We start from the raw sequence: 26,987 nt of genomic DNA on the forward strand, positions 1-26,987 counted from the left end.
TTTTGCGAGCCATTGCGAATGCACAAAGCAATCTTCTCGACCCTGGCAATGATGGGGCTGTGGCTATCGCCGGCGGTCGCTGTTGCCGAGGCCGACAAGCCTAATGTCTTGTTCATCGCCGTCGACGACCTCAATGACTGGATCGGTTGCTTGGGCGGTCATCCCCAGGCAAAGACGCCGAACATCGACCGGCTTGCGGCCAGCGGAGTGCTCTTTACGAATGCACATTGCCCCGCTCCTGCCTGCAATCCTTCACGCAGCGCGATCATGACCGGCATTTCGCCTCATGTGTCTGGGCTTTACGACAACCGCAGCAGTTCCCGGCGGTTGGCTAAATCCCGTAAAATACGGTGTGGTGATTTGCTAGCGTGTCGCGATTGGATGAAGCCTTGATTGGAGCCGGGGGTTGACGCTCCAATGGACGGCTTTCGCTCTCGTCCAAGGCGATCGATCATGACCCGTCCGGCGCCCCCGTTCCCCAAGTTGCGGCGATTCCTTTGCGCTGATGCACTCATCGATACGTTACGCCGGAGATTTCAATCGGTCCCCGACGCGCGGGAACAATCCGGGACGGTTTATCCAATGGTGGATACTCTCTTGGCTGCGTTTGCGATGTTCTCACTCAAAGACCCATCACTGTTAGCTTTTGAAGAACGGTCCGGCGAACCTGCCATCAAACGACTCTTCGGGATCGACGCTATTCCCAGCGATACGTCCATGCGAGAGATCCTTGATGGTATCGATACAAGTCATCTCAACGAAGCCTTTGCAGACATCTTCCACGAACTTCAACGCGGGAACGTCCTGCGAGAGTTCGCGTTCCACAACAATCATTACCTGCTAGCGATCGATGGCACTGGATACTTCTGTTCCTCAAAGATCCATTGCCCCGAGTGCTTGGAACGTAAAACCAGTGGTGGCAAGATTCAGTATGTGCATCAAGCGGTTGCCGCGGTGCTCGTTCATCCCGACCAGAAAGTCGTCATCCCACTGGCAATCGAACCCATCGTCAAACAAGACGGAGAAACCAAAAACGATTGCGAACGCAATGCGACACGACGCCTATTGAGGCGAATTCGCTTGCTCTATCCGAAGATCAAGCTGATCGTGGTCGAAGACGGACTGGCCAGCAACGCTCCGCACATCGCCGACCTGAAAGATCTGAAGATGAGTTACTTGCTCGGTGCAAAACCGGGTGACCACGCTCACTTGTTCGATCAAGTGATTGCTGCGGGCGACGAAGACCGAATCGAAACACTCACACGGGTTGACCCGATCGGTAACCGCGTCATCCAAAGCGAGACCCAGTACGTCAGTGACCTGGCGCTCAATGCGTCGAATCAATCTCTGCGAGTGAATTTTCTGCAGCACTTTGAATACGACAACGATAGCGGCGAAGTGAGCAAGCGATTCAGTTGGGTGACGAACGTCACGTTAGATCGTTCGCTGCTATCGAAATTCACCGCGGGAGGTCGTAGTCGCTGGCGGATTGAGAATGAGACGTTTAATACGCTCAAGAATCAAGGCTATCACTTTGAACACAACTACGGTCATGGAAAGCAAAACCTATCAACGGTACTGATGCTGCTGATGTTTTTAGCGTTCATGGTTGACCAAGTACAGCAAGCATGCTGTCCGCTGTTTGCCTCGGTGCAGGAGAAGTTCAAGAGTCGCCGAGCGTTGTGGGAAAAGCTTCGCAGCCATGTGAATCACTTCGTGTTTGAATCGTTTGCCGAACTTTGGCAAGCGATGCTCAGTGGATCGGCGATGGGTGTTCCGCCGCCTCGTGGATAAGATCGGCCAGAAGTAGCGTAACCTCAGCGGTCTAAAACGTCGATTTTGGCCTCAGCACTGGTGACGCACGCGCCCAGCCGAGCACTCTCACTCCGATTTGTCGTTAGGGACGCCCCACGAGCGTGGGACGTCAGTTCCGAAGGCACGAAATCACCATCGCAGCAGGCCACGACAACTCGACCAGCCTTCAAATGCACCTCCACTCCACGCTCACCACCCAATAGCGAAGGGCGACCGGGAACTGCTGCGACAACCGCCAAAAGATGCGCGAGTGGATGCCGGATGCCGAGCTGATGTCCAAGTACTTTTCTAGCAACGGGTATTGGTCGGCTGGTTCCGGAAAGATCCTGCACTACTTCATTGATGCGCCGTCTTGGGATCAGTACTACCCGGCTAAGGAAACCGAGGACCCTTTTCCTCGCACGTTGTATCCCAAGGATCGGCCGGTCCACCTTCCGCTGGGTGGGCCATGGCAATACAGAGAAACCGATTGGGCCGCGCTGGATGCAACCGACGAACAGTATGGCGGCGATTGGCTGGTGTCCAAATGGATTTCACAGCAGCTGGCACAGAAGCATGACAAGCCGTTCTTTCTAGCCTGCGGAATCTATCGTCCGCATGAACCATGGTTTGTGCCGAAGAAATACTTCGATCCATTTCCGATCGACGAGATCCAATTACCGCCCGGCTACAAAGAAGACGATTTAGACGATCTGCCGCCAGCCGGCAAAAAGCACGGTCCCAATCGATACTTCCCACATATCCGTCGGCATGGCCAGTGGAAGCAAGCCATTCAGGGCTACCTCGCATCCATCGCCTTTGCCGATGCCATGGTCGGTCGCGTGATGGAAGCGTTGGATAACGGGCCGAATCACGAAAACACGGTCGTCGTCTTGTTCAGTGATCATGGTTGGCATCTTGGCGAGAAACAGCATTGGCAAAAGTACACTCTTTGGCGAGTCTGTACGCGAGTGCCATTGATTGTTCGCGTTCCGGCGGGGACGGCTGGATTGCCTCAGGGCACACGGGCTGGGACCACGTGCGATGCACCGGTGAACCTATTAAGCCTTTACCCCACTCTGACAAATCTCGCAGGTTTGCCCGACAAGCAGAGCAACGATGGACCGAGTCTTCTGCCGTTGCTTGCAGACACCGGAAGTGATTGGCCGCACGTTTCAATCACTTATCTTGGCAAGCCCAGGAACTACGCAGTCAGCGACCGACGTTGGCGTTACATCGAATACGACAATGGCGATCGGGAGTTGTACGATGTGGACACTGATCGGTTCGAATGGGTGAATCTGGCCGAAAGACCAGAACACGCAAGCACCGTGTCAGCCCTCCGATCACGTGCAACAACGGAGTATGCCAAGTTCGTGGCTGCGAGTGATCAGTCGCTGCCCAAACTGAAGTGGCACCCGGCTGTGGATTCGACAACGCTTGTGTCGAATCCGATCGGCGACCAGTTCGATCTCGTTGTGACGAATGAACGCGCCGGTCCAGTCAAAGTGTTCTGGATGGATCGTCGCGGCAATCGCAAATCCTTCGGCACGCTCGAGGCGGGTTGGCGAAAGCCGATTCGGACTCGTCCAGGATCGGTTTGGCTGGTGACCGACGCCGACGAAAAACCGATCGGGTACTTCCGAGTAGGCGACCGGACGGCGCACGCCATTGTTCCGGCTGAATGAATGTTTTCAATCAACGTCCTAAACCGGGGGGCAGGGGGGGGGGCATCGCAGCCGGATCGATCGTGTGGCTGTGCGTTAGGGTCGTGAAAACGGGCAATGCGCGTCGTCCGATGGTGTCCGCTTTTCAATAACCGAATGTTGGAAACTGCAGGTCATTGGCAAGTATCATGAGCATGCTATCGTTGCGAAACAGGTTTTTTCGCGGTCTCCGTGAGACTCACCGATCGCCGCGTATGCCCATGTTGCCTCCTTCAAGAGACGAATGATGCTCCGACGTCGCCGCTTTTTTTCGATATTTACACACTTTGGCGCTGTGGCCTTTGCCTTCGTGGGCAGTGTGACGTCCGGGGGCGCAGAGCCCGCCGTTCCTGTCTTCAAGGACGGAGAGGCTCAGGTCGTCAAAGCGTTTGAAGATTCCGACTACTGGATCCGACATGATCTGTGGGTCGAAACCGAATTCGACTCTGACGACGATGGCAAGCCCGATCGGATGCACGTCAGCGTAACGCGGCCTCAGCAAACCGAAACCGAAGGTTTGAAGTTGCCGGTGGTGTATGTGTCGAGTCCGTACTTCGCCGGCACCGGCAAGAAAGGGCAAGAGTTCTTTTGGGACGTCAGACACGAACTGGGGGCTACCCCGCCGGAGCGTAAACACGTCCCGGGCGTCGAGCGAAAAGGATCGCGACCGATCATTTCAAAATCGCACGTCAAGGAATGGGTGCCGCGGGGATACATCGTCGTTCATTCGTCTTCACCTGGGACGGGCCTCTCGCAAGGCTGTCCTACCGTGGGCGGTGACAACGAATCGCTGGCGCCCAAGGCGGTGGTGGATTGGTTGTGTGGCCGTGCGCACGGATACACGACACCCGGTGGTGACGAAGAAGTCGTTGCCCACTGGTGCACCGGAAAGGTCGGCATGACGGGAACCTCGTACAACGGCACCATCCCGTTGGCTGCGGCAACGACCGGAGTCGAAGGGCTGGAGGCGATCATTCCGGTGGCCCCCAATACGTCGTACTACCATTACTACCGATCCAACGGTTTGATCCGACATCCGTTTGGTTTCTTGGGCGAGGACATCGACTATCTGTACGACTTCATTCATAGCGGCAATGAAGCGAGGCGTGATCACTGCGACTGTGAGGTGCGCGACAATCAGATGTTGGCAGGTTTTGATCGAGTCAGCGGCGACTACAACGATTTCTGGGCCGGTCGTGATTACCTCAATGACCTAGAACCACTGAAGGCGGCTGTCTTGATGGCGCACGCGTTCAATGATTGGAATGTGGTTCCCGAGCATAGCGTGCGTATCTATGAAGCGTTGAAAGCGAAGGGAGTTCCGGCTCAGGCGTTCTTTCATCAAGGCGGGCATGGTGGTCCACCGCCGATGAAGATGATGAATCGTTGGTTCACCCGTTACCTGCACGGTGTGGAAAATGATGTCGAGAAGGACCCGCGTGCCTGGATCGTTCGCGAAAACGATGAACGCGAGAAACCGACTTCTTACGATGATTACCCCAATCCAGCCGCCTCGCCTGTCAGCTTTCATCTTGCTGCCGGTGCACCCCAGCGAGGACAGTTGACGACCGATCCGGCGGCCGATCAAGGAACCGAGACGCTGGTGGACAACTTTTCGTTCGATGGGGCATCGCTTGCACAAGCGGAATGGACCAAGCATCGCCTGATTTATGTGACGCCAAAGTTGTCAAAGTCAGTGCATCTTTCAGGAACCCCACACATTTCCATCCGGCTGGCAAGCAACAAGCCTGCTGCCAACCTTTCGGTTTGGCTTGTCTCGTTGCCGTGGACTGAGGGCAAAGATTCGAAGATCACCGACAACATCATCACCCGTGGTTGGGCCGATCCGCAGAACCATCAATCGATCACAGATGGCCAGCCCCTCGTACCGGGTGACTTTTACGACGTCCGTTTCGATTTGCAACCCGATGACCAGGTGATTCCGAAAGGTCAGCAAATCGGGTTGATGATCTTTTCCAGCGATCGCGATTTTACCTTGTGGCCCGATCCCGGCACCGAGATCACGGTGGACTTGGACGCCACCTCGCTCAGCCTGCCAATCGTCGGCGGAAAAGAAGCTTTCACAGAGGCCGAACAAGAGTCTGCGGAAGCGAAGTAGTCCCCAGAGACGTTCTCCACGCATCCGCTGTGCCCTGCTAGACCACGGCAACTCGCCCTCGTTCAGGTCCACGTTCAGCCACGCGGCAGTCGATGCAGCGGACGCAATCCACACCAAGATAGAATTGCAGCGTTTCGTACCAATAACGTTGCTCTTCGGCGAAGAACAGGAAAGGGCGATCGCAATCTCGGCATCGACGTTTCAGGTCAAAATAGTGCGTTACCGGAAATGTCGCGTTCGGTTGGCGTGCGGTGTTCGCGACGATAGCAGTATCGGGAACGCGTTCATCGGGCCGCGCGAGCCAACCCAGGTAGACTCTTCCCAACAGAAAGTCTTCTTTCGGATGAAGTCCGGTAACGCGAGGAAGCTTTCCGTAGCGAGGGTGTTGGACAAAATCGGCGTAGGCTTCGGTGCGGCGTTTCATTGGATGGGCGTCGGTGAACAAAGGGGCGCTGATCGGAACATCGCGATCGCAACAACTGCAATGTCATGGAGCTCCTTCCAGGGCATGAGGTTCGCTCTGTCCGCTAACCCCCATTTCAAACTCGATTGACAGGCCACCCCAAAATCAGCTTCCGATCCGCCGCATAAGGGGCAAGCCTATTTTCGGCACTCCAAGCTGATACAAGGCCGCGATCTCATCGCCCGATAGGGGTTCTTGGTAGATCAGGAATTCGTCTACGCGGCCGTTCAAGTTTCTGATTGGCAGCGGCGCGCCTTCGAGTGGCAAACCCCAGTTTCCAATTTCGCACGCTCCGAACGTTACTTTGCGTCCGTTTCGATGATGCTTGCTGTCTTCACGGCTGACTTCGTCTCCGTCGAAATACTGAACCGCTTCACCAGTCATTGCATCGAAAGTCACGGCGACGTGATGCCAACGCCTGTCGCTTGCGCCAAAGATGGGGGGGATTAGAAAACCTGGCTTTGGCGATCTTCCTGGTCGGGATTCCCGCCCGGAGGCAAGGCGCGATCGTAACTGACCGAGAACATCAAGCGTCCCGATTGGTCAATTTGCCAATGGGGTTCACCGTCTTCGTATCCGTCGGACATGAACAAAGCGTTGTACTTGCGATCGAGTCCGTCGACGCGAATCCAGGCCGCCATGGTTAAACCCTGATACTGATCATTCTTCAAATGGATCCGGACACGGTCACCGGGACTTTTGAATTCCATCGCATCCTTCGTCGGCCAGCGACCTTCTACCTAGCGCGTCCCTACGGCAGATCCAGCATACGACCGGTTTTTGGGTAGTGCGAAGTTGTTGATCAGGCGATCCCACCGGCCGTCTTCCCGACGTTTGAACAGGTAGCACCCCAAGATGCGCGGATCCGAACGGTGGGGTTCCATGGAACCCCACCAATTAGCGGACTTTCGTTTATGAAAAGACTTGATGCGTTGCTCGAATTGCTCGGCACTCGGGAAATTGACTGGCGTCGCCTCGCCCGACACGAACGTTTGGGCTTCGGATGATTCCAGACTTTCGCCTTCGCGGATGATCTGCATTGGCGAACCCGGTACATGAGCCTCGACTTCACCGTCAAAGACGTGCAGAGACGAATCTGCCCCGTCGACCTCGACACCGAACTCGGTCCCAAGATCGACGACCTTCATCCCCGGAAGCATTAGACGGGAACCGATGGCCGGTGGCGGCATGTGCATCGTCACTTTTCCTCGAACACACTCGGCCTCCCATGAACTGACCAGGTTGACCTCGGTCGCTTCATCTATCAGCATCGTTGCGCCACTGAAAAAGTCGACCTGCACGGCGCCAGAAATCAGCTTCAGCGGTCCCGGGGGAAGAGAGTCACCTTCGCGATAGACAGCTCCATCAGCAAACTTTGCATCAACGATGCGAGACAACAACGCACACCCCGATTCGACGACTTCATTCGATTCGACTGCACGAGGATCCGAGAGGGCGATTTTTGTTTGTGGACGACGGTTGCCATCGCGTCCGATTCCGTAGCCGATCGCGAGCAGCAATACGGCGGCGACAGCGGCGACTAGCCCCAGCCAACCCACAGCACGCATGCCCTTTGCTCTCGTCGGTGCTCGCAGAGGATCCGATGCAACAGGCGTTTCGATCTCGACGTCGCTCATCAACCGCTGGTCTGTTCGACAAACGCAAGACGCCCGACGAAGACAAGCAGGAATAGAACGAACGTCAGGTATCGGCTGCGGTGTTGATTCATCCGGTGGTACCGCTGTGTGTTGCTGGAGGTGGTTGAGTCCAATAAAATGGCGGCGCCGTTGGCGCACGATGCGTATCGGAAGTCGTCAGCGGTTTGTCGATTGAGTCGAAGTTTTCGACGCCAATGGTGAGCCACTGGCCGTCAGGTCACGGGCATTCTGGGGGGGATTCCCGGCCGCTCACGCGATCACGGCTCACTCAATCGACGAACCCTCAAGACTTTCGCACATTGGCAATGCAATCGAAACTCTTGACGAGTTGCTGCAAACAAGTTGCTGGCGATCAATCCAACGAGGGTTGTGATGGAAGCTCTATCGTGGACGTTCTGGCGGTTGTTTGTGTCGCTTCATTCTTTTCAGCCTTGTTCACTCGGGCTTGTTTGCAAGACGTTCCACAAAGAACTGCACCGTGCGCTGAATGATCACTTCCCGCGATGGTTCGATGTCGGCATCCACTTTGCGCCAGTTGTGGCCGGCATTCTTGATGATCATGACCTCCAACGGTGCCTTCGTCGCGTCAGCTTTCTGTTGCATATGGTGCGCGTGCTTCACCGGTATGGTCGTGTCCTTGTCACCCTGAATCATCAACAGTGGCGGACTGTCTTTGCTGAGGTAGTTGATCGGACTGACTTCGCGATAGCGTTTCCGTTTGTCGGAAGGTCCGGTGTCGGATCCCAAAATGCGAGGGCCAAACCGGTCTCGGAAGTCGGCTCGGTCGTCATGGTTGAACAGGCCAGTTTTCTCGAAGTCGCTTGGTCCATACCACGAAACACCTGCCAACATTTTGTAGGATGCTGACGCAAGGTTTTTGTCTCCCGGCAATTGCTCGGCCGATGCAAGCAGCAGCATCTGTGCGATGTGGCCGCCCGCTGAATCCCCCATCACGCAGATTTTCCCTGCATCGATGCCAAGGGATTCGCTGTTTTTTGCGAGATAGCGAACTGCATCTTTGCAATCGATGACGCAGTCCCGCATCGCTACGTTGCTGTCTTTTTTTGCCAAGCGGTACGTCACGGGTGCGACGGCGAATCCTTCTTCGAGCAATCGCTGGAACACCACCGCAAAGGATCCGCTGGCCGCCTTGTAGCGATTACCAGCGGCCCAGCCTCCGCCATGGGTGAAGACAACCACCGGGCATTTTTCGCCGGGTTTCGCGGTCGGGTAGTACAGGTCTAGCTTCAATTCCTTGCGTCCAACCTTCTTGTAAACGACTTCAAGTTGGCGCTCCCCGTTGGTTTCAAGGTACTTGGCTGATTGAGGTCGGCGCGTTTCCTTCTGTTCGTCCGGGGCGTGCTGAGCTGTTGCTGCATTCGTCGACAGGACGGCAGTCAAAAGGGTGATGATCAGTCTGTTGTTCATGTTTTGTCCGGGAATTGATAAATGTTCCACATTGGCGATAGTCGACTTTGCCAGAAGTCTCGCCGGCTTTGATTGTTCGAACATCGTGATGCTGATGAATTCCACTGCGGTTGCTTTAGTTCTTTACCAATCCAACCTTGGACATGTCGAACTGCACTAGGCCCATCTTCAGTGCCGGTGAATCGGGCTTGAATCGGAAGTCGCCGTTTGCGGAATCAATAAACAGAGGGTCAATCGCAAGTCCGTGTGCATCAACTCCATCTCGTTGCTGTTTTTCCAGCATCTGTACGCCCAAATCGGGTTCGCTGGCGCAGAAGTAGATGTTGTAGTCCGTGTCGGCCTGCTTCGATGTGGCCAGTTGCCGTCCCCGACGATCCTCGGTTGTTCGCCGTTTGCCAGGTGGCAGCTCATCGATGAAGGTACAGGCGTTGGACGACGAGTAAAAAATGTTCCGCTGAATCGTAGCCCCCGTCATCGGTCCTTCGCGCAGAGAGAGGTAATATCCACGCGGCGGAGCGATGATGTCGGCGACGATGTTGTTTTCGCAGCGATTGTTCAGCTTTAGAATGATTCCCTGCGACGTGCACTGGTAGATCAGGTTCTCGGCGATCAGTGTATCTCGTTGCCCTCCGTCGGTACGTATCGCTGCCTGCATCAGCATGGGAGCCACGAGGTGATGGATGTAGTTGCGGCGAATCACGTTGCCCGCTCCGGCGCCGCGGATGTAGATTCCGTTGCCATCCCCAAGCATTTCCATCGCGTGATGAATTTCGTTCGATTCAATCCGATTGTCGTGGGTATGAAGATAGGGCCGCACGTCTTCGAGTTCCGGTTGCTTGGGCAAGCGAGGGATCTCATGCCGTCGGATCGTCCTGCCGAGTTCGCGCCCCTGGCGTTGGAAAAAATCCGTCATGCACCCGGAAATGATGATTCCGGTGTAGGGCGTATGGTGCACAAGGTTATTCATGATTCGATTCTGGCCACTTTGCCAGACCATGATTCCGGGTGAGTGCGAATAGATCTGACCGACATGATGGATGTGATTGTTGTAGACCAGATTCTTTTCGTTGACGTCTTTTGTCCCAGGGCCATAGCCGCATAGCAGGATGCCTGTTCCCCCAATGTGTTCGATCAGGTTCCCAGAGAACGTGTTCTGTCTGCCGTGCAGATCGACGCGAATCGCACTGCCGCCGCTGTCAGCGAACCGGCAGTTTTCGATGCGACACTTTTCTGTTCCCCGCAGACGAACCAGTGCATTGGCTTTGTCGTGCATGTCCCAGTCGTGCTGCAGGCCCGCATCCTTGTCGGTGATGCTGTAACGCTCGCCGTGCATGAACGTTAGACCTCGGAAATTCAGGTTCCGAACCGGCCGGTCGTTTGGACCTTCCTTGTCAATCTCCCCTTCGATGCGAATTAGTTCGGTCAGCTCGGGAACCAAGACTGGCGAGTCGTTTCGCGGCCAGAGATAGAGTTTGCCTTGCCGTGTATCCAGAGCCCACTCGCCCGGTTCATCAAGTTCCTCCAGTGCGTTCTCGACCCAGCACGACGCCGTTTGCTTCAGAAAATGGAGGTGGTTCATCGCGTAGGTTGCATCGATAGACGTGCGAGCGATCTGTCTCTGCTCGTCGACGGATTCCAGCGGCAAGATGTTTACAATCCAAGCATGATGCGGCCGAACGACAATTTCGACATCGTCAACATTCGGCCAGTTCTTCAGACGGCCAGCTGGAAAGTGAAGCTCGTTTCGACTTCCGCCCTCGAGTGGGATGAATCCCTCGGACCGAGCACGCGGCAGCATTCCGTCAGCATCAAATAGCGAACGGAAACGCCCGGCGACATTCGCGACCTGCACCTTGCCGATGGCTTCTGTTGGCAGGCCATGCGGTGAATCCGCAAATGGCTTCCACTCGGTAACCTCCCGGCCAGAACTAAAGACCGGAGTCTCGCCGGGATAAGCGGCGTACGTGATGGTCGAATCACTTCGCGGAAAATCATGTATCCCAAACACAACGGTTTGATTCAGGCGGTAGGTTCCCCCACGGATGAGAACGACGACATCGCCAGAGCGATCTTTACCTGATTCCCGTACGGCGTCACGCGCGTGCTGCAGCGTCGCAAACGGCCCATCCGTTCGTTGACCGTTCGGTTCTGGCAACGTCCCCGACCACGTGTCAGAACCGCTGGGCGACAAATAGAAGTCAGCGGTTGACTCCGCGGCGCAATTTGCCCCTGCGGCCAGCATGGCACTGACCAAGAGGAGCGTGAAGATCCGTCGCGAAAATATGGGGTTCGTCATTCGTAATCCTTTGGGCGATTCATTCGGTCGTGCCGTGGCACACTGATCGTTGGCAATATCAGTGAAGTCAAGTGTCTTTGTCAAATCGCACATAGACGCGTATAAAGCAGGTGTCGACACCTTTGTCCCATTGGATCTTGACGTCGCCGCCTTGGTCGACGTTTCTAGTCGCCGTAATCTGGACACAGCCTTTGCCGGTAAAAGCAATCTTGTCGTTTTGTAGGGCCACGACGCCTTTGCGTGCGATTTTGAACGGGGCATCAATCCCCGATTCAAAATCACTGGCGATGATAACGCGCTCGTCTTTGCTGATGCCTTCGTCGTCAGGGTACTGTTCCGACAAGTTTCTTTCATCGGCGGCGTGCAGCGTGTCGCTCAATTGCACCGTTTCACTTCTGATTGTCTTTGCCTTTTCGCCCAACGCGATCGTTGTATCGAAGCTCACTTCCCATTGTCTGCCAATGCCTATTTGGCGGTTCGGTTGGCAGGCGTTTCGACGACAAGTGCGGCGGGAAACGCTGCTGCAGACTTTCCGCCAATGTCACTCCAGCGTTTGTTCTGCGACCCGCCACGGGGCTGGTTCATCGGGATGTCCATCCCTCCTGCATCCCCTAGCATTTTGTACAACTCATTTTCCATTTCGATCGCCACGGACTTGTACGCGGGATCGTGAAGCAGGTTGTTTTTCTCGGCGGGATCCTTGCTCAGATCGTACAGCTCATCGGTATCCCAGACGCCGTAGTAAGTGATGTATTTGAAACGATCTCCGCGAAGAGCATACTGTGTTGGCGTTTGCGGGTAGTTCTTTTCCCAATAGTAGACGTAGAGGAAATTCTTGCGCCACGTCATTCTGGGCGTGTTGGGCAGGTCCAGGAAACTTTGTCCGTCGATGTAGTCGGGCGTTTGCAATCCAGCAGCGTGCAAAATGGTGGGGCCGATATCAATGTTGCCGATCACATTGTCAACGACCTTGCCACCTTCGTAAAGATCTGGGCACTGCATCATCATCGGCACTCGCATCGATTCTTCGTAGGAAACCCGCTTGTCAATCAGCCCGTGCTCGCCCCACATGAATCCGTTGTCACCCATGTAAATGACCAATGTCTCATCGTGAATTCCCATCTTCTTCAACTGATCCAGCACTCGACCGACGCTGTCGTCCACCGAAAGGACCAATTCGCAATAGCGCCGGTAAAGCGTGTCCAACCCGATGTCGCTGTGATAGCTAAATTCGATTCCGTGCCATGAGTTCTTTTGATCGCGAACCCAACGAGGCGAGTTCTTTTCAGCTGTGATGCCTTCGCCGCGAGGCAAAAAACTGAGATCCTTGTCCTCGTAGCGTCCGACATGACGCTGGGCCGGAATGTAGTGCCCGTGAACAGCCTTGTGCGATAGATACAGAAAGAACGGTTCGTCGCTGTGCTGCTGATCTTCCAGCCAATCGACTGCATAATCGGTTAGTTCATCGGTGATGTACCCCTTTTGCTTGACACGTTCACCATTGACGTTGAGCGTGTAGTTGGGATTCGGGGGCAGGTAGTGGCCTTGCCCACGAAATGAAACCCAGTGATCAAATCCCGAACGAGGCTCATCGGAATGCCCGCCCATGTGCCATTTCCCAATGAACGCCGTCGCGTAACCGGCACGCTGCAGATATTCAGGAAAGAAAATGGTTCCCTCGGGCACAGCACGGTTGTTGTCGATCACACGATGCTTGTGCGTGTACAAGCCGGTCAAGATGGATGCTCGCGACGGTGAGCACAACGAAGTGGTGACAAACGCGTTCTTGAAGTGAACTCCATGGGATGCCAGTGAATCGAGATGGGGAGTCTCTAGGAACGGATGCCCCATGAATCCCATCGCATCGTAGCGGTGGTCATCGGTCAGGATAAAGACAACGTTGCGAGGCTTCACCCCGTTCCGGCTAGCGGTTGCGGGCAATTCAGATGCCGACAGATCCGTCGCAGCGATAGCGAAGCTCACTTGGCTGATCATCAGACCGATCCGTAGGGCAGTCCATGTTGGAAAGTGATGCATCGAGTTCCTCGAGGTTGGTTGGGGATGATTGGGTCGGCAATGACCCTAGGTTCGATCAAGTGCCCGAATGTTGCATGGCATGGCCAGGGATACGATACAGCATCGCTATCGGGGCAAACTGACGAACCATATTCGGCAGGATCATCCATCGAGGTGAGGGGCAGGGGGGGCCAAACCGTTCACTGCCCAATGTTCATCCCGACGGACTGAATTGGAACGGTCCGGGAAATTCGCCATTCACGTCGTCTTGGTGACGACTTCCGGTTCGCTGTTCGACGCATGGGGCAATGGCGAACCGGCACTCGTCGATTTGGCTCTGCTGATTCACTCTATCGGCAAGTGCGTCATTGCTCATTCGATGAGGGTGACCAGTTGTACGGAGGTGATCGTTGCTCCGCTTTGCGCTTCGATGATGATTTCGTTTTCGTCGCGCAAGATGTTTGCGGGGATTTCCAAATCCATCGGGGCGAAGAACTCGCTGAATTCGTTCGAGTCGCCGGTGTTGACCGTCAACCGCTTGCCGTTGATGCGAGCGGTTAGAGGCTGGGTCAAACCGCCTCGTCGATGGATCCCGATGATCAGCTTCGCGGATTGAATGGATTTTACGTTTGGGACGCCGATTTGGAATTCAGCAAATTTGCCCTGGCTTGCAACCGCCGTTCTGCTGGCATACCAACGATCCAGTCTCAGCGTTCCCGTGGGTGCGAGCGGTTGTTGCAGATTCAGGCGAATGATTGTGGTTTCGTTGACGTCGACTGGAATTGCCGTCGCGTCAACCGAGTGTTCGGGCTCGAAGACGACCTCGCCCCGGTGATAATTCAGTCTCGTTTGGGTTGCCTCTTTGACGCTCAAGCGAGCGGCTACACCAGAAAGGTCGACGGCGATCTGTCGCCCGCCCATGTTCGTTACCGCCAGCGAGATTCGATTCCCGTCGTGAATCGCCACCACGTCCAACCAGTCGCGGTCGAACGAAACCGGAAGTCGTTGCCCGTCGAAGTCACGCCACAGTTCAAAGTAATTTGCGATCGTGGTCGGATCGAAATCGTCGATGTCGACGTGGCGGTCGCGATCCGCCTTGGGAGTGAACGCCGCATCACCGCTGAGCGGATTCCAGGACATGTGCAGGAAAATGAATGGCACAAACAGGTCGATCTGATCGGGACGCTGCATGGACTTGGTCAGGTAGGCGTTCCAAGCGTGCAGTCGTAGCCAGTTGTCGGATGGTTCACGACCGTTTTGCAGCGATCCGGTTTCGGTGATCAGAATCGGCAGCACGTTGTCAACGCGGTGCATGTCGGCGCGAAGCATATCCAGAATCGCTTCATATCGTCCGAGCAAGTAATTGGAGTAACCTTCGCCACGACGCTGGTGAGCCCCCAGCGTCAACGCGTTCTCGTAGAAGTGATGCGAGAAGAAGTCGAGACGGCCTCGTGTTTCCTCGATGAACCGGGCTTGTTGCTTATACAGGCCAAAGTCGTTCACTTGCACTTGCATGTAGGCAGACGACGGACCACCGACTTGGGTTGTTGGCGACTGTTCATGCACCGCGTCGGCAACGCGATTGTGAAAGTCGGCGAGCAAGCCCCAACCGTCGACATCCTTGTTTCCGTGGTGAGCCCACTCGGACGCCACGCTACTCTCGTTTTTGACTTCCCACCAAGCCGCCGTCGATCCTCCATCTGCGATCTGATCGGCGACGTACGCCGCAGCCAATTCGGCGGCGTCGTCGAAATGCTCCACTCGCGGCGTACCACGGCCCTTCAAGGGAACGGACATGAACTCGGGCCAGTCGTTGAAACACAATGCGAAAGGCGTCTTCTGCCACGCGGGCAACGCTCGGCGTTGTCGTTCGCCTGCGTCATAGCTGTCGAAGAAGCTGAAATCCGCCGCACCCGGTTTGTCCGCACGCTCTTGCAACGTCTTGGCTCCTTTCTTCCAGCCACGGGTCAGCGCCGGGTTGAATTTGAACGCTCCTCGTCCCGGTCCAAAGTTGCGATCATTGGCCCACTTTTCAAAGGACTCGTGCACGACACCAGGCGTTTCATGAATGCGAAACCATTTGGTTCGTTGCAGGTCGGTCGTTCCACTGATCGAAAGTTCGTGCTGAGTGTCGACGTCAATGACGACCTGCTCACGAGGGAACTCGGAACCCAGGTCGCGATACGGGATGGTGTCAAAATCGGGTGGAATTTGCTTTTGAGCGTAGAAAACAAGATCGTCAATGCGACAAACAGATTGCGCATCCTTCATCACGAACCGAATCTTCATTCGCTCGAACGGCTTGTCCGTCAGTGGCAACGACGGCATCTGAACGCGATAGAAGTCCTTGACCTGGACGCTGCGCGGGGGCGCCTTGTCGGGCGAGAACGGAAAGACACGAACTTCTTTGATCCGGTCGAGCCCCTCGCCGTGAAAACCGAAATGCCGAAACAGCCCCGCAATTTGCTCGGCTCCCGCGGGCAGCAACAGCTCGTCGCCATCGCCGATCTCGGAAACTTGCTCAAGAACGTTAAGGCTCTTAAGGCCTCGGTCGTGTCCCTGCCCGACGTATTCGGTCTTACGTCCCTCGGCAAACGTATCGAACAGGTAGTCGTGAACAGCCTTTCGTCGTTGTCCCTCGCGACTGAGCTCCTGAGCTTGCAGAATCGACACTTTGTCGGCCGTCAAACAGGTTGACAGAATGCATAGCAAGCTGGCAACACAGAAGTGTTTTCCTATCATGAGTTTGGAATCCGCTTAGAGTCTTGTGTTGGGTGAGTGTGAAACAACCTCTTCATCGGCTGGCATTTCTTTGCGGGATGCGTCACTCGCGACTGCCACTCACTGCTTGCTGACGACCGGTGCCAGATAGATGTCGCGGTACGACACGGTGGTGTGGTCGCCCTGTAGGTAGATCGGGCCCGGTGCGGCGGCGTTCGTGTAGATGGCTCCCGCCGTTGGGCCATCGATCGGTTGGTTGTCGATGACCTTCACACCATTGAGGACAACGGTGACGTGCCGATCGACAAGAGTCAGGTCGTAGGTTTGCCATTGGCCACCGGGATTTCCCGCATTGACGGACGGTGCGATCGCACCGAAGATCGCGCCCACTCCCTGGATGCCTTGCATTCGGCTGTCGCGATCAACCACTTGCGCCTCGTACATCCCTCGCAAATAGATGCCGCTGTTTCGTGCTTCTTCGACCAGGAATTCGATGTGCAGCCAGAAGTCTTCAAACTCAGCCTCGGTTCGCAAATTTGCGTAGGAACCGGTCGGACTGAAGTCGGTCTTGGTGGTGGAGTTGACCAGCATTCCATCGATGACGCTCCATCCATTTGTCTTGTCGGACTCGTAAGTTCGCCAGCCGCTGATGTCTTTGCCGTTGAAGAGTGAGATCGGATGGCCGAATCGAACCTTCGACAATTCGGGAGCCGACTCGGGCATCGGTGGGACCCGCTTTCCTGTGAACGCATCACGCTGCGAAGTTCCATCGGCGAGTTGGCGATCAAGGACACCGTCGAGCTTGCCATCGTTGAGGCCAACATCCACTCGGGTAACCGACGCTTGTCCGTTCTTCTTTTTGGGGTTTCTGCGGATTTCAAACTTCAAACGTCCGTCAACCTGCTCGGCTTTATAGGGGCCGGTTGGGCCGATATACAAACGCATGTAGACCAGCGACTGTCCATCCTCTTCGACCACTCGCATCCAGGCGGGCAGGCCGGATTCGAGCTCAACAGACCAGTCGCCGCTGAGGTCTTCGGCTTGTGCGGTTGATAAGAAGCTTGCGACGATTGCCAATGCGACGAGCCAGCCGCGATTGAAGCTGTTGAAGTCAGAGACTTGATTGTGATTCATCGTGTTCGGTTGTTGGTGTGGCTGGTGGATTGGTTCAACTGGGCAGGTTCGATCTCGTAAGCCGTCGGCTCAGGAGGGCGTGTTATTGACTTTTGTCTGTTTCGCTGGATTGAAGGGATGGATTGAACAGATCTAGGGCGTAAGTCGCGTTCTTTTCGGTGGCTTCCGCCCGATCCATCCGCTTGGGAAATGAGCCTTCGATGATCAACCATCCTTTGTACTGCATCGATTCGAGCAGATCTTTTACTTTTGCAAAGTCGATGTCGCCGTTGCCGAGCAAATCACCATTCTCTTTCAGGTGAATTTCGCAGATGTTCTCGCTGCCAAGGCTCTCGATCTCGCGATAGATGTCGTAGCCCATCCGCGACGCGTTCCCCGTGTCGTAATAGATTTTCACGGCGGGCGATCCGACGCTTGCAAGGATGTGGCGGTGGTCGGCTTCGTTCAGCAGCGTTTCCAAGGCCAGGGTGAAACCGTGCCTTTCCGCCAGCGGAGCGACTCGCTTCAGCTTTTCGATGACTGTCTGGATCAACTCCGGCTTGCCGTTGATGTCCGCTTTGCCGAAGAAGGCCAGCAATACGATGTTGGGTGAGACCTTGGCCGCCAGATCACGATCCTCCAGTTCAGCCGCTTCCTCTTGAAGCTTTGCCATCGTTTCGATGCACTCGACGACCAATCGTTCGGCTTCGTCCGTCGTCGCCAGCGGGACTCTGTTCAGCAGCCCGATGCCCAGCGAAGAAATTCCGACTCCCGTTGTTTGGACTGTTTCGCGGATGATGTCGCGATTCTCTGGAAGACGCAGGTCAAGGCCTTCTTCTTTCGCATCGAATGAATATTGAATGCCTTGCAGTCCATTACGCCGAGCAAACTCAAACGACTCAACCGACAGCGGCATTTGGATCGACCAATCACAGGTGCCAATCTTGAAATGATGCGTGCTGTTATCGTCGGCGAAACACCTGGGCATCAACGATACAGCCGCCGCCAAGACAGCGCAAGCGATGACTGCCATTCGACGATTCATCCAAAGCAGACTTTTCTGATGCATGTTTTTCTATTTCAGTAAATGTTGATTGAACCAATTCACGAATTGCACTTCATCGGCTTCCTTGTTGGGCCAGCCGTGCTTGGCACCTTCTTTGATCACCAGCTGGATCGGCACACCTTTGGACTCGGCGACCGTCTGGAAACTCTGCGACTGATACAGTGGCACGATCGGGTCCGCGTCGCCGTGGATGATGGATACGGGCGGTGTCTTTTCGCTGACGTGGTAGATCGGCGACATGTGGCGTCCAAGCACTTGGCGAGTCTCGGCCGTTTTCGATTCATCACCGAACGCAGGCTGCCAACGTTGTTGCTTGCCGACGCCGACGCAGTCGTCGCCTGGTTCGCTCCAATTCAAGTAGTCGGTAGGCGGATAGAAAACGCAGGCGGCCTGGACGGCGCTACTGGCGCGATCGACCGGGTCGTTCGCTTTCGGATCGCCGGGTCCGCCCTTGGTGGCAAGAATCAGGCTGAGGTGGCCGCCTGCACTGCTGCCAGTGACACCAATGCGATCGGGATCAATGTTCCAGCGATCCGCGTTGGTGCGAATGAACCTGACGGCGCGATGCATGAATCCCATGATGTCGCGGACTTGGTATCGCGGCTGAGAACCGTGAAAGACGGCAAAGACCGTGTACCCTTGATCGGTGTAGGGACTGGAAAAGCCGTCCTTCACTTTGGAGTGATTCGACTTCCAACCGCCGCTAACAATCTTGATGATCCCGACGCCGTTCGGTTTCTCTGGCACAAACACATCCATCGTCAACGCAACACCTTCGGTTCGCTGATAGATGATGTCACGCTCGCGCAGCGTTTGGGCTGACAATAGCCCAGGCGAGAAGAGTGCAATCACGAAGGCGAAGATTGGTTTGTTCATCCGGTTTGGCTCGCTATGGGGTGGGTCGAGTAGCTTGTCAGTCAGGCAAATCGAGAGGTCAGGCAAATTCAAACGATCGTCCATCCTCCATCCACGACCAGCGTGTGTCCGGTGATCATCGATGCGGCAGAGGAGACCAGGGGAGAACTGCTGCGGATGTCCGTTCGGGTTCAGCAAGATCACGCCGCAATGGATGCTTAGTCTTAACAGATTCTGCAAGCTCCGGCTTCTGTTTCATGGCCTGCCTCGCCAGCGGGCGAACGCGTCACAGTCGGATCCGCAGCATCGATACGTATGCCGTGCGGCGACCCTTCGCCCGCCATGGTTTCAGCGAGATTCGCGTCGTCCGCAGTGCGCACGGGACTTGCGTCGTCTGCTGCGCGCGTCTTTGTCTTCGCCCCCATCGTGTTCGCTGGCGCTGCATCGCCAGCGGGCCGTCGTCCTTGACGTCGGCGTCGTCATCAGCTTGTCGAGCAGTGTGGCTGAATGCTTACAACAAGGAGACGTGGATGCCTCCGTTTCCTGTGCCAGACGATAAGAAAGATTGCGTTGGTGCTGGACGATCTGGCCTACGTCGGTCGAAGTTTCCCGCATCCCCTGAGCCGCAGGGCGATAGCCCCGGTTCGGGAGCCAGAACCGCCATGCCGAAAACCGGGGCTATCTCCCTGCGGCTCAGACGCCGGTTGAACCGAACCGCCGCTTTGCAATCGCGCAGCGGGGCAGGGCAGGGCTGTTCCGCGGATACCTACTTGATGCTGCCTAAGTGATCGGGCGGTACCGCGGCACAAAAAACAATTTGCGAACGACATTCAAGAGAATCATTGGCCGAGCTGGGTTGCCAGTCTTCCTCAGGTCGTTCAGAGAATTTCACGCAAGCCGCCGCACCCGATGGGAGCATTGCGGAGCGATTGCGGAAGCCCACTACCTGCCCGCGGTCGCGGGCTGTCAGGGGGTGACTTCGACCGGGCGATAGCCCTACCGAGCTTCGGTGGAGGGCAGTCCGTAGGCCAATCCACGGGGGCCACAGGAATCAGCAGCCATCAACCCACAAAAAAAGCCCGGTAAAACCGAGCTCGTGATGTCCACTGACGGGCCAGGGGAGGCCGCAAAATACACCCGGCAGGATTCGAACCTGCAACCCTCGGTTCCGAAGTTCAGAATTGCCACCAGCCGTTTATCGCTAAAAACCCCGTTTCTTCGTGTTTTCAATGTACTGCGATCGTTGCACCTGTCTAGATCAGTTGCATTGAATCGCAGTATTGAGAGGTTGTTCGGTATTGTTAGGTAACACGCCGGCCAACCGTTAGCGGCAGGTCGTTAGCGCAGGAATTCGTGATGAGCTTCGTCGAGGCGAGGCAGCAGGAAAGTATGAATGGCCTTTGGGGAGCTAACTGGCTCGACGCTTCGGTTTCCTCGATGGGAGCAGAATCCGAAGCCGGCGCCGAAGATAAGAGGCGAATTCCAACTGCGTGAAAATGGATTTGCGCACCGTGCCTTTAGCAAGCCAGACGATCGCCCCTGAGTTTGAGTCCTGAAACCTATTCTTCGTTCTATGCAAAACTTTCGAGCGAATCCTCAGTTAATCGCCGCTGCTTTTCATTACATTGCTATCGGCTTTCCATTCCACTTCGTGGCTAACCGATTCCACACGACAAAGTCGCGTTGACATAATCTCAACGTTGTTTTTTGCAAATATCACGCAGTTGTGGCCGTTCGGATTCATGGCGCTTGAGTACAAAAGACCATCAATGCCAGCCGCATGGAGATGCGCACTAAGGACCTGCGTCGTCGCGTATGCAGCCGCATCCTCGGGATGCATCGGTTCGGAAAAGTTCAGGCAGATGACTCTGTTCCAGAATGTCGAAAAACTCTCGTTCTCTGCTTCATTCTTGAACACGTTCCCCAGATATCCAAGACGCAAATCTGCGACTCGCAGCTCCTTGTTCGTCTTTATTTTCGCAGTCGTTAGGTATGCTCCTGGCGTGCTCCCCAAAAGCTGATCCATGAGTTATGAGAGTTTACCGGCCGATGGTGGCCTTGGAGATTCTTGAAATGACGAATGCACGAAAACGACGAAAGCCTGAACAGATCGTGAAGGCGTTGGCTGAGGGCGAGGCGATGTTGGCCGCTGGCAAGACTGCTGCGGAGGTCTACCAGAAGCTTGGGGTTGCCGAATCGACTTGGATGCGTTGGAAGAAGCAGTTTGGCGGCATGAAGTCCGATGAAGCCAAACGACTCCGCGAGCTCGAGATTGAGAATCAACGACTCAAGGAACTGCTCGCCGAAGCAGAGCTCGACAAGAAGATGTTGAAGATGATCGCAGAGGGAAACTTCTGAGCCCGGCGCGACGACGCGACGCAGTCTGTAAGTTACAGCACAGTTTCGCCGTCTCGGAGCGTCGGGCTTGCAGGACGCTCGGCCAGCCACGTAGTAGCCAACGCTACGCGGCAAAAACCAATGAAGAAGAACCGCGTCTGATCGCGCGGATTCTTGAGCTCGTGGGTGAATTCCCTCGCTACGGATATCGACAGATTACACGCTTGCTCCGGCAGGAAGGTTGGCGTGTGAACTTCAAACGTGTTTATCGACTTTGGAAGCAAGAGGGACTCAAAGTACCCGTGAAAAAGGCAAAGAAGCGACGGATGGGAAATGCAGACGGGGGTATCAATCGCCGAGCAGCTGAGCGTCCTAATCATGTTTGGTCGATCGACTTCATCTTCGACCGAACCGAGAACGGTCGATCACTGAAAATTCTTTCGTTGATCGACGAGTTCACTCGCGAGTGCATTGCCCTGGAGGTTGGTCGGAAGTTTACCGGCGATGACTTGGTGCATTTACTGAGCGAGTTATTTGTGATCCGCGGCGTCCCGTCATTCATTCGTAGCGACAACGGGCCGGAGTTCATCAGCAAGTCGGTTCGCTCGTTTCTCGACTTCATCGAGGTAGGCACGTCTTACATCGAACCGGGAAGCCCCTGGCAGAACGGATACGTCGAAAGCTTCCACAGTCGGTTCCGCGACGAGTGTTTGGCCTGCGAGTTGTTCGGCAGCCTAGCTGAGGCTCAGGCCGTGATTGAATCCTGGCGTCAAACGTACAACCACCGTCGTCCACACAGTGGTCTTGGTGGTCTCACCCCGGCGGAGTTTGCCTCGCAGTGGGCTGCTTCCGCTACGGTCGCTGCGCTCCCTCCGCGGAAGCAGCCCACTGCGAATTCTGTTACCCAATCCCTACTCTCATAACACTGGACCAGGAATTGGGGGCATTCCACTCCGACCCAAGGCCGAATTTCCGCGATCGCGGTTTTTTCGTCGGAAGCAACGTATAGCACTGGCAGTCCTGCCGGGCTGATTCTGCCCGGCTTAGCTAGTTGTTCCGGTGGAGCGAGCATTTGATCCGCTGGAAACTTCGTGGGCTTGTATTCGTAGCCGAGGTACGGCACGTGGGTTGCCGTAGATTGTGCGGGGTGCACTCGAGCTCGAAAGAATTCTGTTCCAGAGTCGATTGCGTCACTGCAATGTTCGTTCGCAATTTTGACGATTGATTGAACATACTCCCGATCACGCTCATCGAGTACGAAACGATTCTGGAATTGGACATGCTTCTCAAACGAAACGTGGCGAATCAGCCAATTCAATTGGAGAGGTGCGAGTTTCAGTTTTTCTGACATGCTACTACTCGTGCGGCTAGATTCAAGTTGCGGGCTGTGTGGACGTGCTACACAAAGACCTTGACATCAAAAAGTGACTGGAAGTTCCGAATGATCGGCGTCAGCACACGAACGAAACTACCTGAACTCGCATCGCTCTGCGATAGCTCCTAACCGCCCCACAGAGCTCCCCGATGGACCAAAAAATTGCGATATGCGGCATGGTGGATCGAAGCCCACCCCTCTAGAATGCCGCCCCCTTTAGCTTTCAATCTTGGAGCCGCCCAAAATGGATGTCGTTTCGGTAATAAACTACAAAGGTGGCGTTGGTAAAACCACCACCACAGCGAATCTCGCTGCGGAATTGGCTGTGCGTGGACATGACGTGCTGGTTCTCGACCTAGATGCTCAAGCCAGCTTGACATTTTCTTTTGTTAGCCCAGACATCTGGCAAGAGAAATTGTCGAAAGACAAGACGATCAAAGCTTGGTTCGATTCGGCCTCGAGCAGTAGCCCGATTCCTCTAAAATCACTGATTTTTGAACCACCAAAGGTGAAAGCCAGACTTGAAAAGGTGAACAAAGATGCGGGAAAGCTTCATTTGGTCCCATCTCATCTGGGTTTGATCAACGTGGACCTGGAGTTAGCGACAGAGCTTGGTGGCGCCACTATGTCTCAAGCAAAAGCGAAGTTTCTAAAACTGCATCGCCGATTGTCTGATGAACTCGCGAACCTTGATCCAGACGAATATGACATCGTGCTAATTGACTGTCCGCCAAATTTCAATATCACCACGAAGACAGCCATCGTTGCAAGCAATCGAATTCTGATTCCCGCAAAGCCGGACTACCTCTCAACGCTAGGCATTAGCTACCTGATCCGCAACCTGAACGCGTTAGTGAGAGACTACAACGAATATGCGACGCATGATCCAGATGATGGAGAAGAGATCATTGAGCCAGAAATTCTGGGTGTTGTTTTTACCATGATCCAAATTACTTCGGGGCGCCCGATCTCAGCACAGCGACCGTTCATTGCAAGAACAGAGAGTCTCGGTATCAAAGTATTCCGATCACTAATTCGCGAGAACAAGACGATATTTGCCGACGCAGCAGAGCAAGGAGTGCCTGTCGTCTTAAACCAATATAGCGGGACGACACATCCGGATGTTGTAGCCGAGATTGAAAACTTCGTAACGGAATTTGAGGGGCTTGTTGGCCTTGAGTAGGAATAAAAAAATGGCACGTTCGGATAAAGATCTATTTGTTTCGATTCTCCGAGATCTAGCTCGTCAAGTGGCCGCCCTCGATGATGCAGATTTCGAAGATATTGCAAGTGGTGCAGCAAAACTTCAGCTGGGCTTGCAGGGTCGTCGTGGTCAGGCTACCGCCAAGCCTGCAGCGAAGTCGACAGAAGAGGACTTTCGCGAGCTCATCAAACAGCTCCAAACTGTCGCCACTCGGGAAGAAGGCGAGAAACTGCTAAACGAAGAAGCGGCGTTGAAAGACGAGCTGACACGACTAGCAAAATGCATTGATGTTCCCGTTCGCAAGGGTGACCAACTCGATCTAATTCGTTCACGAATAATCGAAGCGACCATCGGTTACCGCCTGAGCTCAGCAGCCATTCAAGGCTCGCATGAACCTGACGAGTCGTCTACCGAGTAAGGGAAATGCAGGTTCAGCTTTGGGAGTGTCACGCACCGGACGCGCCAAGCTGGCTTCCGACAAACTTCTATTTTGCGTTTTAGAGCAACATCTTCATCGCTTAACTTATCACAGCCTGTACCGAAGGCGGTCGCTTGCCAGCAGCTTCTTCTGAACGGACATGCTTATTCGAATTGGGCCATTCACTACAGCAAGAAGCGAACGCCTTCGGTCTAGCGTTTCCCGAAATCCAAGTTTTGGCAGCGGATTCGCCTCGGCACTCTAGAGCAGTGGACGGGAATCTTGCTGAGGTGTACGGATTGTGACCCGGTGGCGAGCTGAACGCGGCCACTATTCGTGGCTAGCGAATTGCGATTCCTAAAGGTGGGCACATTTCTCCTAGTTTGCCAAGGCTCGACGTAACGCTCTATCCGGATCGCCGTAGAAGACCAATTCGAGGTTCTCGACAACTTCCTCTGGTAAAGCAGCAAACTGGTTTTTGTTCGCGATGGGGACCAATGCTCTAGTCGCTCCGTTGTCTACCGCGACTTGAAGTGGTTCGAGGATGGAACTGAGCCCTTTGATGTTCCCTTGGATTGTGAGATCTCCAAGGATCACCATGCTGGTATCGACGGGACGATCATGGATGGCCGACATCATGGCGATAAAGAACGGAATACCACAGCCGGCTTCAACTCTTCCGCCCGTAAGCTCGACAGCTTCAATCATCAGGTCTTTCTGGGCGATCGATGTCGTTAGGCCCATTTTGTCTTGATTGACCTGCAGGTAGGAAAACGCGCGTTGAAGTGACTCCTTCAACGTCTTCTCCATGCTGGCCGGTGATTTCAGTTTCCCAGTGCCCGGCAAGCAATTGACTTCGATCCGGTACAGACCAACATTGGCTTCCAAGTCGATCACACCGGCATAGACAGAACCTGCCGGCAATGGATCTTGGCTGATTGAACCAGTTCCACTTTGTTCGGGAACAGCGACCACAACTTCGTGATTGGTTTCATTGTCGATGTACGAAAAGCTGGTCTTGTGAAATTCCGTGAAGTGTCGCTTCTTCAGCTGTTCTTTCACGCGACGGCGACCTTCTAGCGCCAACTCAACGTACTCTCGCACCTCTTCCTTCTCGTACTTTCCGTCTGGATGTAACAGCTTCACGAAGCCGCTCACCGTTCGTCGGACAGCTCTGGCATCTCGGCCCTCGACGTGATTGCCCAGCCGGTAGAACTTCTCTGTTGTGTCTGTCTGGTTGCTCTTTGCCAGATGGCGAAAAGCTTCAGCCAGATAGTCTGTCACGAATCCGTAATGCTTAGTCAGGATGTCCGTTGAATTCTTCGGCACTTCCCAGCCGGGCAGGTAAAAGTGCAATCGGTCGATCAATGCCAAGTCGAATTCTTTGGGCAATGGCTGGAACAGGTCGGTAGCGGAATTTGCGACCAAAGATTCCACCGGCTGATTAAGGTTGCCGACGAAAACCAGCGATGCCTCGGCGGTAATCTGAGCCACGCCCCGACTGAATCGTCCATTTGCCGCATAATCCTTCATGATCTGCATCACATCAGGATCACTGACCTTCATGCCGCCCACTTCGTCAAACGCAACAACATCCCAGTAGCCAACTAACCCGACTTTCCGCCGAGCATTGTTGTAGAACAGGTTTGCACTGCTGGCTTTGCCACCTGAAATAAGAATGCAGTACGGGGAGAACTCGCTGTATGCGTATGACTTGCCTGTGCCGCGCGGCCCGAGTTCAATAAAGTTGTAGTTGTGTTCGACGAATGGGATCAGACGCGACAACAACAGGAGCTTTAGCCGACGATCAAACGTCTGCGGTTCCAAGCCGACGCTACGAATCAGGATGTCAATCCATTCATCGGTGCTGAACTCTGAACGAAGCTGGGCATATTCCTCGAAGTCGAATCGAGCAAGCTGGACGGGTTTGATTGCCGCGATGTGAAAAGGACTGCCTTTTGGTCCGTCGTCATTTGCGTGGTATTCGACATCTGTGATTGCCCAGATGCCACCTTCAAGCAAGCGCTCATAGCGGCGGTAGTATTCCTGTGCGACGTGGATACGGTTGAATCCAAAGTTGTCCATCGAAGCCCAATACTTCGATTCGCTTGCCAAGAATCGAACGTCGATGCGATCGATAAAGCGATACTTCCCTTTCTGCTCGACAAGCGACTGCGCCTTGTTGGCTTCGTCGTGGCGGAAGTAGTTCCGAGTCAGCGTATCCTTGACGGCCTCGATTCCAAGTTTGATTTCCTGCTCGTCATCGGACGCGCAATATTTTCCGAGCAGGTACTCAAGCACGTACGAAGGAACGTTCTCTCCACCTTTGAGTTGATGTAGCAGATCCTTACGCACGACTTTGCCGGCGAATATGCGAGTAACTTTTTGATCAAGTGCGTCCATCGACACGGTATTTTC

General features: G+C 54.8%; 20 protein-coding genes and 2 pseudogenes. 7 read left to right on the forward strand and 15 right to left on the reverse strand.

From position 1 onward, the window contains the following. Positions 1 to 48: 48 nt before the first annotated feature. From K227x_RS02595 to K227x_RS02610, 4 genes and pseudogenes are all read left to right on the forward strand, one after another. A pseudogene (locus tag K227x_RS02595) lies at positions 49 to 324 on the forward strand (sulfatase-like hydrolase/transferase); the annotation flags it as partial. Positions 325 to 582: 258 nt separating this feature from the next. After that, a complete protein-coding gene (locus K227x_RS02600) occupies positions 583 to 1,794 on the forward strand; it encodes a transposase (RefSeq protein ID WP_218933267.1) in 1,212 nt (403 codons plus the stop codon). 293 nt (positions 1,795 to 2,087) lie between these two features. After that, complete coding sequence (locus K227x_RS02605; RefSeq protein WP_246146455.1) at positions 2,088 to 3,482, forward strand: sulfatase-like hydrolase/transferase; 1,395 nt, start codon at positions 2,088 to 2,090, stop codon at positions 3,480 to 3,482. 262 nt (positions 3,483 to 3,744) lie between these two features. Continuing rightward, positions 3,745 to 5,619 (forward strand): Xaa-Pro dipeptidyl-peptidase, encoded by a 1,875-nt coding sequence (locus K227x_RS02610; RefSeq protein WP_391540415.1) that lies wholly within the window; start codon positions 3,745 to 3,747, stop codon positions 5,617 to 5,619. Positions 5,620 to 5,656: 37 nt separating this feature from the next. Here the strand turns inward: K227x_RS02610 and K227x_RS02615 are convergent, their stop codons facing one another. From K227x_RS02615 to K227x_RS02675, 13 genes are all read right to left on the reverse strand, one after another. After that, positions 5,657 to 6,043, reverse strand: coding sequence for a zinc-ribbon domain containing protein (locus tag K227x_RS02615; RefSeq protein ID WP_145167943.1), 387 nt, complete (start codon positions 6,041 to 6,043; stop codon positions 5,657 to 5,659). A gap of 144 nt (positions 6,044 to 6,187) precedes the next feature. Continuing rightward, entirely contained in the window at positions 6,188 to 6,622 is a 435-nt protein-coding gene (locus K227x_RS02620; RefSeq protein WP_315854369.1) for a LamG-like jellyroll fold domain-containing protein, read from the reverse strand. Then, entirely contained in the window at positions 6,529 to 6,792 is a 264-nt protein-coding gene (locus tag K227x_RS02625; RefSeq protein WP_145167945.1) for a LamG domain-containing protein, read from the reverse strand. The genes K227x_RS02620 and K227x_RS02625 overlap by 94 nt, the downstream gene beginning before the upstream one ends. Positions 6,793 to 6,822: 30 nt before the next feature. After that, positions 6,823 to 7,719 carry a FecR domain-containing protein gene (locus K227x_RS02630; RefSeq protein WP_145167946.1) on the reverse strand — a complete coding sequence of 299 codons (897 nt, stop codon included), beginning with the start codon at positions 7,717 to 7,719 and terminating at the stop codon, positions 6,823 to 6,825. Between the two features lie 456 nt (positions 7,720 to 8,175). Then, entirely contained in the window at positions 8,176 to 9,168 is a 993-nt protein-coding gene (locus K227x_RS02635; protein ID WP_145167947.1) for an alpha/beta hydrolase, read from the reverse strand. A 115-nt stretch (positions 9,169 to 9,283) separates the two neighbouring features. Continuing rightward, the gene (locus K227x_RS02640; RefSeq protein WP_391540473.1) at positions 9,284 to 11,410 is read right to left on the reverse strand and encodes a right-handed parallel beta-helix repeat-containing protein; all 2,127 of its coding nucleotides are present in this window, start codon (positions 11,408 to 11,410) and stop codon (positions 9,284 to 9,286) included. A gap of 121 nt (positions 11,411 to 11,531) precedes the next feature. Next, on the reverse strand, positions 11,532 to 11,909 hold the full coding sequence (locus K227x_RS02645) for a hypothetical protein (protein ID WP_145167949.1): 378 nt from the start codon (positions 11,907 to 11,909) through the stop codon (positions 11,532 to 11,534). Between the two features lie 20 nt (positions 11,910 to 11,929). Continuing rightward, on the reverse strand, positions 11,930 to 13,459 hold the full coding sequence (locus K227x_RS02650) for a sulfatase family protein (protein ID WP_246146904.1): 1,530 nt from the start codon (positions 13,457 to 13,459) through the stop codon (positions 11,930 to 11,932). Between the two features lie 393 nt (positions 13,460 to 13,852). Continuing rightward, a complete protein-coding gene (locus tag K227x_RS02655; protein WP_145167951.1) occupies positions 13,853 to 16,222 on the reverse strand; it encodes a beta-agarase in 2,370 nt (789 codons plus the stop codon). A gap of 99 nt (positions 16,223 to 16,321) precedes the next feature. Then, positions 16,322 to 17,335 carry a 3-keto-disaccharide hydrolase gene (locus K227x_RS02660; RefSeq protein ID WP_145167952.1) on the reverse strand — a complete coding sequence of 338 codons (1,014 nt, stop codon included), beginning with the start codon at positions 17,333 to 17,335 and terminating at the stop codon, positions 16,322 to 16,324. Positions 17,336 to 17,417: 82 nt separating this feature from the next. Continuing rightward, positions 17,418 to 18,383 (reverse strand): sugar phosphate isomerase/epimerase family protein, encoded by a 966-nt coding sequence (locus tag K227x_RS02665; RefSeq protein ID WP_145167953.1) that lies wholly within the window; start codon positions 18,381 to 18,383, stop codon positions 17,418 to 17,420. Between the two features lie 6 nt (positions 18,384 to 18,389). Next, the gene (locus K227x_RS02670; RefSeq protein ID WP_218933727.1) at positions 18,390 to 19,256 is read right to left on the reverse strand and encodes an alpha/beta hydrolase; all 867 of its coding nucleotides are present in this window, start codon (positions 19,254 to 19,256) and stop codon (positions 18,390 to 18,392) included. Positions 19,257 to 20,835: 1,579 nt separating this feature from the next. Continuing rightward, positions 20,836 to 21,153: an RES family NAD+ phosphorylase gene (locus tag K227x_RS02675; RefSeq protein WP_218933728.1), complete on the reverse strand. Its 318-nt coding sequence runs from the start codon at positions 21,151 to 21,153 to the stop codon at positions 20,836 to 20,838. 155 nt (positions 21,154 to 21,308) lie between these two features. On the opposite strand from K227x_RS02675, the gene K227x_RS02680 reads away from it, so the two are divergent. Next, positions 21,309 to 22,495, forward strand: a protein-coding gene (locus tag K227x_RS02680) for an IS3 family transposase (RefSeq protein WP_145167956.1) whose coding sequence is annotated in 2 segments (ribosomal slippage) — positions 21,309 to 21,579 and positions 21,579 to 22,495 — 1,188 coding nt in all. Because the reading frame shifts where the segments join, the coding sequence is not laid out codon by codon here. A 41-nt stretch (positions 22,496 to 22,536) separates the two neighbouring features. Here the strand turns inward: K227x_RS02680 and K227x_RS31560 are convergent. Then, a pseudogene (locus K227x_RS31560) lies at positions 22,537 to 22,923 on the reverse strand (RES family NAD+ phosphorylase); the annotation flags it as partial. Between the two features lie 268 nt (positions 22,924 to 23,191). Here K227x_RS31560 and K227x_RS02690 point away from each other — a divergent pair. Continuing rightward, on the forward strand, positions 23,192 to 24,130 hold the full coding sequence (locus K227x_RS02690) for a ParA family protein (RefSeq protein WP_145167958.1): 939 nt from the start codon (positions 23,192 to 23,194) through the stop codon (positions 24,128 to 24,130). Between the two features lie 10 nt (positions 24,131 to 24,140). Next, on the forward strand, positions 24,141 to 24,569 hold the full coding sequence (locus K227x_RS02695; protein ID WP_145167959.1) for a hypothetical protein: 429 nt from the start codon (positions 24,141 to 24,143) through the stop codon (positions 24,567 to 24,569). A 378-nt stretch (positions 24,570 to 24,947) separates the two neighbouring features. On the opposite strand, the gene brxL is transcribed toward K227x_RS02695, so the two are convergent. Next, complete coding sequence (brxL, locus tag K227x_RS02700; protein ID WP_246146905.1) at positions 24,948 to 26,972, reverse strand: protease Lon-related BREX system protein BrxL; 2,025 nt, start codon at positions 26,970 to 26,972, stop codon at positions 24,948 to 24,950. Positions 26,973 to 26,987 lie beyond the last annotated feature (15 nt).

This window comes from Rubripirellula lacrimiformis, from assembly GCF_007741535.1.
Classification (GTDB): domain Bacteria; phylum Planctomycetota; class Planctomycetia; order Pirellulales; family Pirellulaceae; genus Rubripirellula; species Rubripirellula lacrimiformis.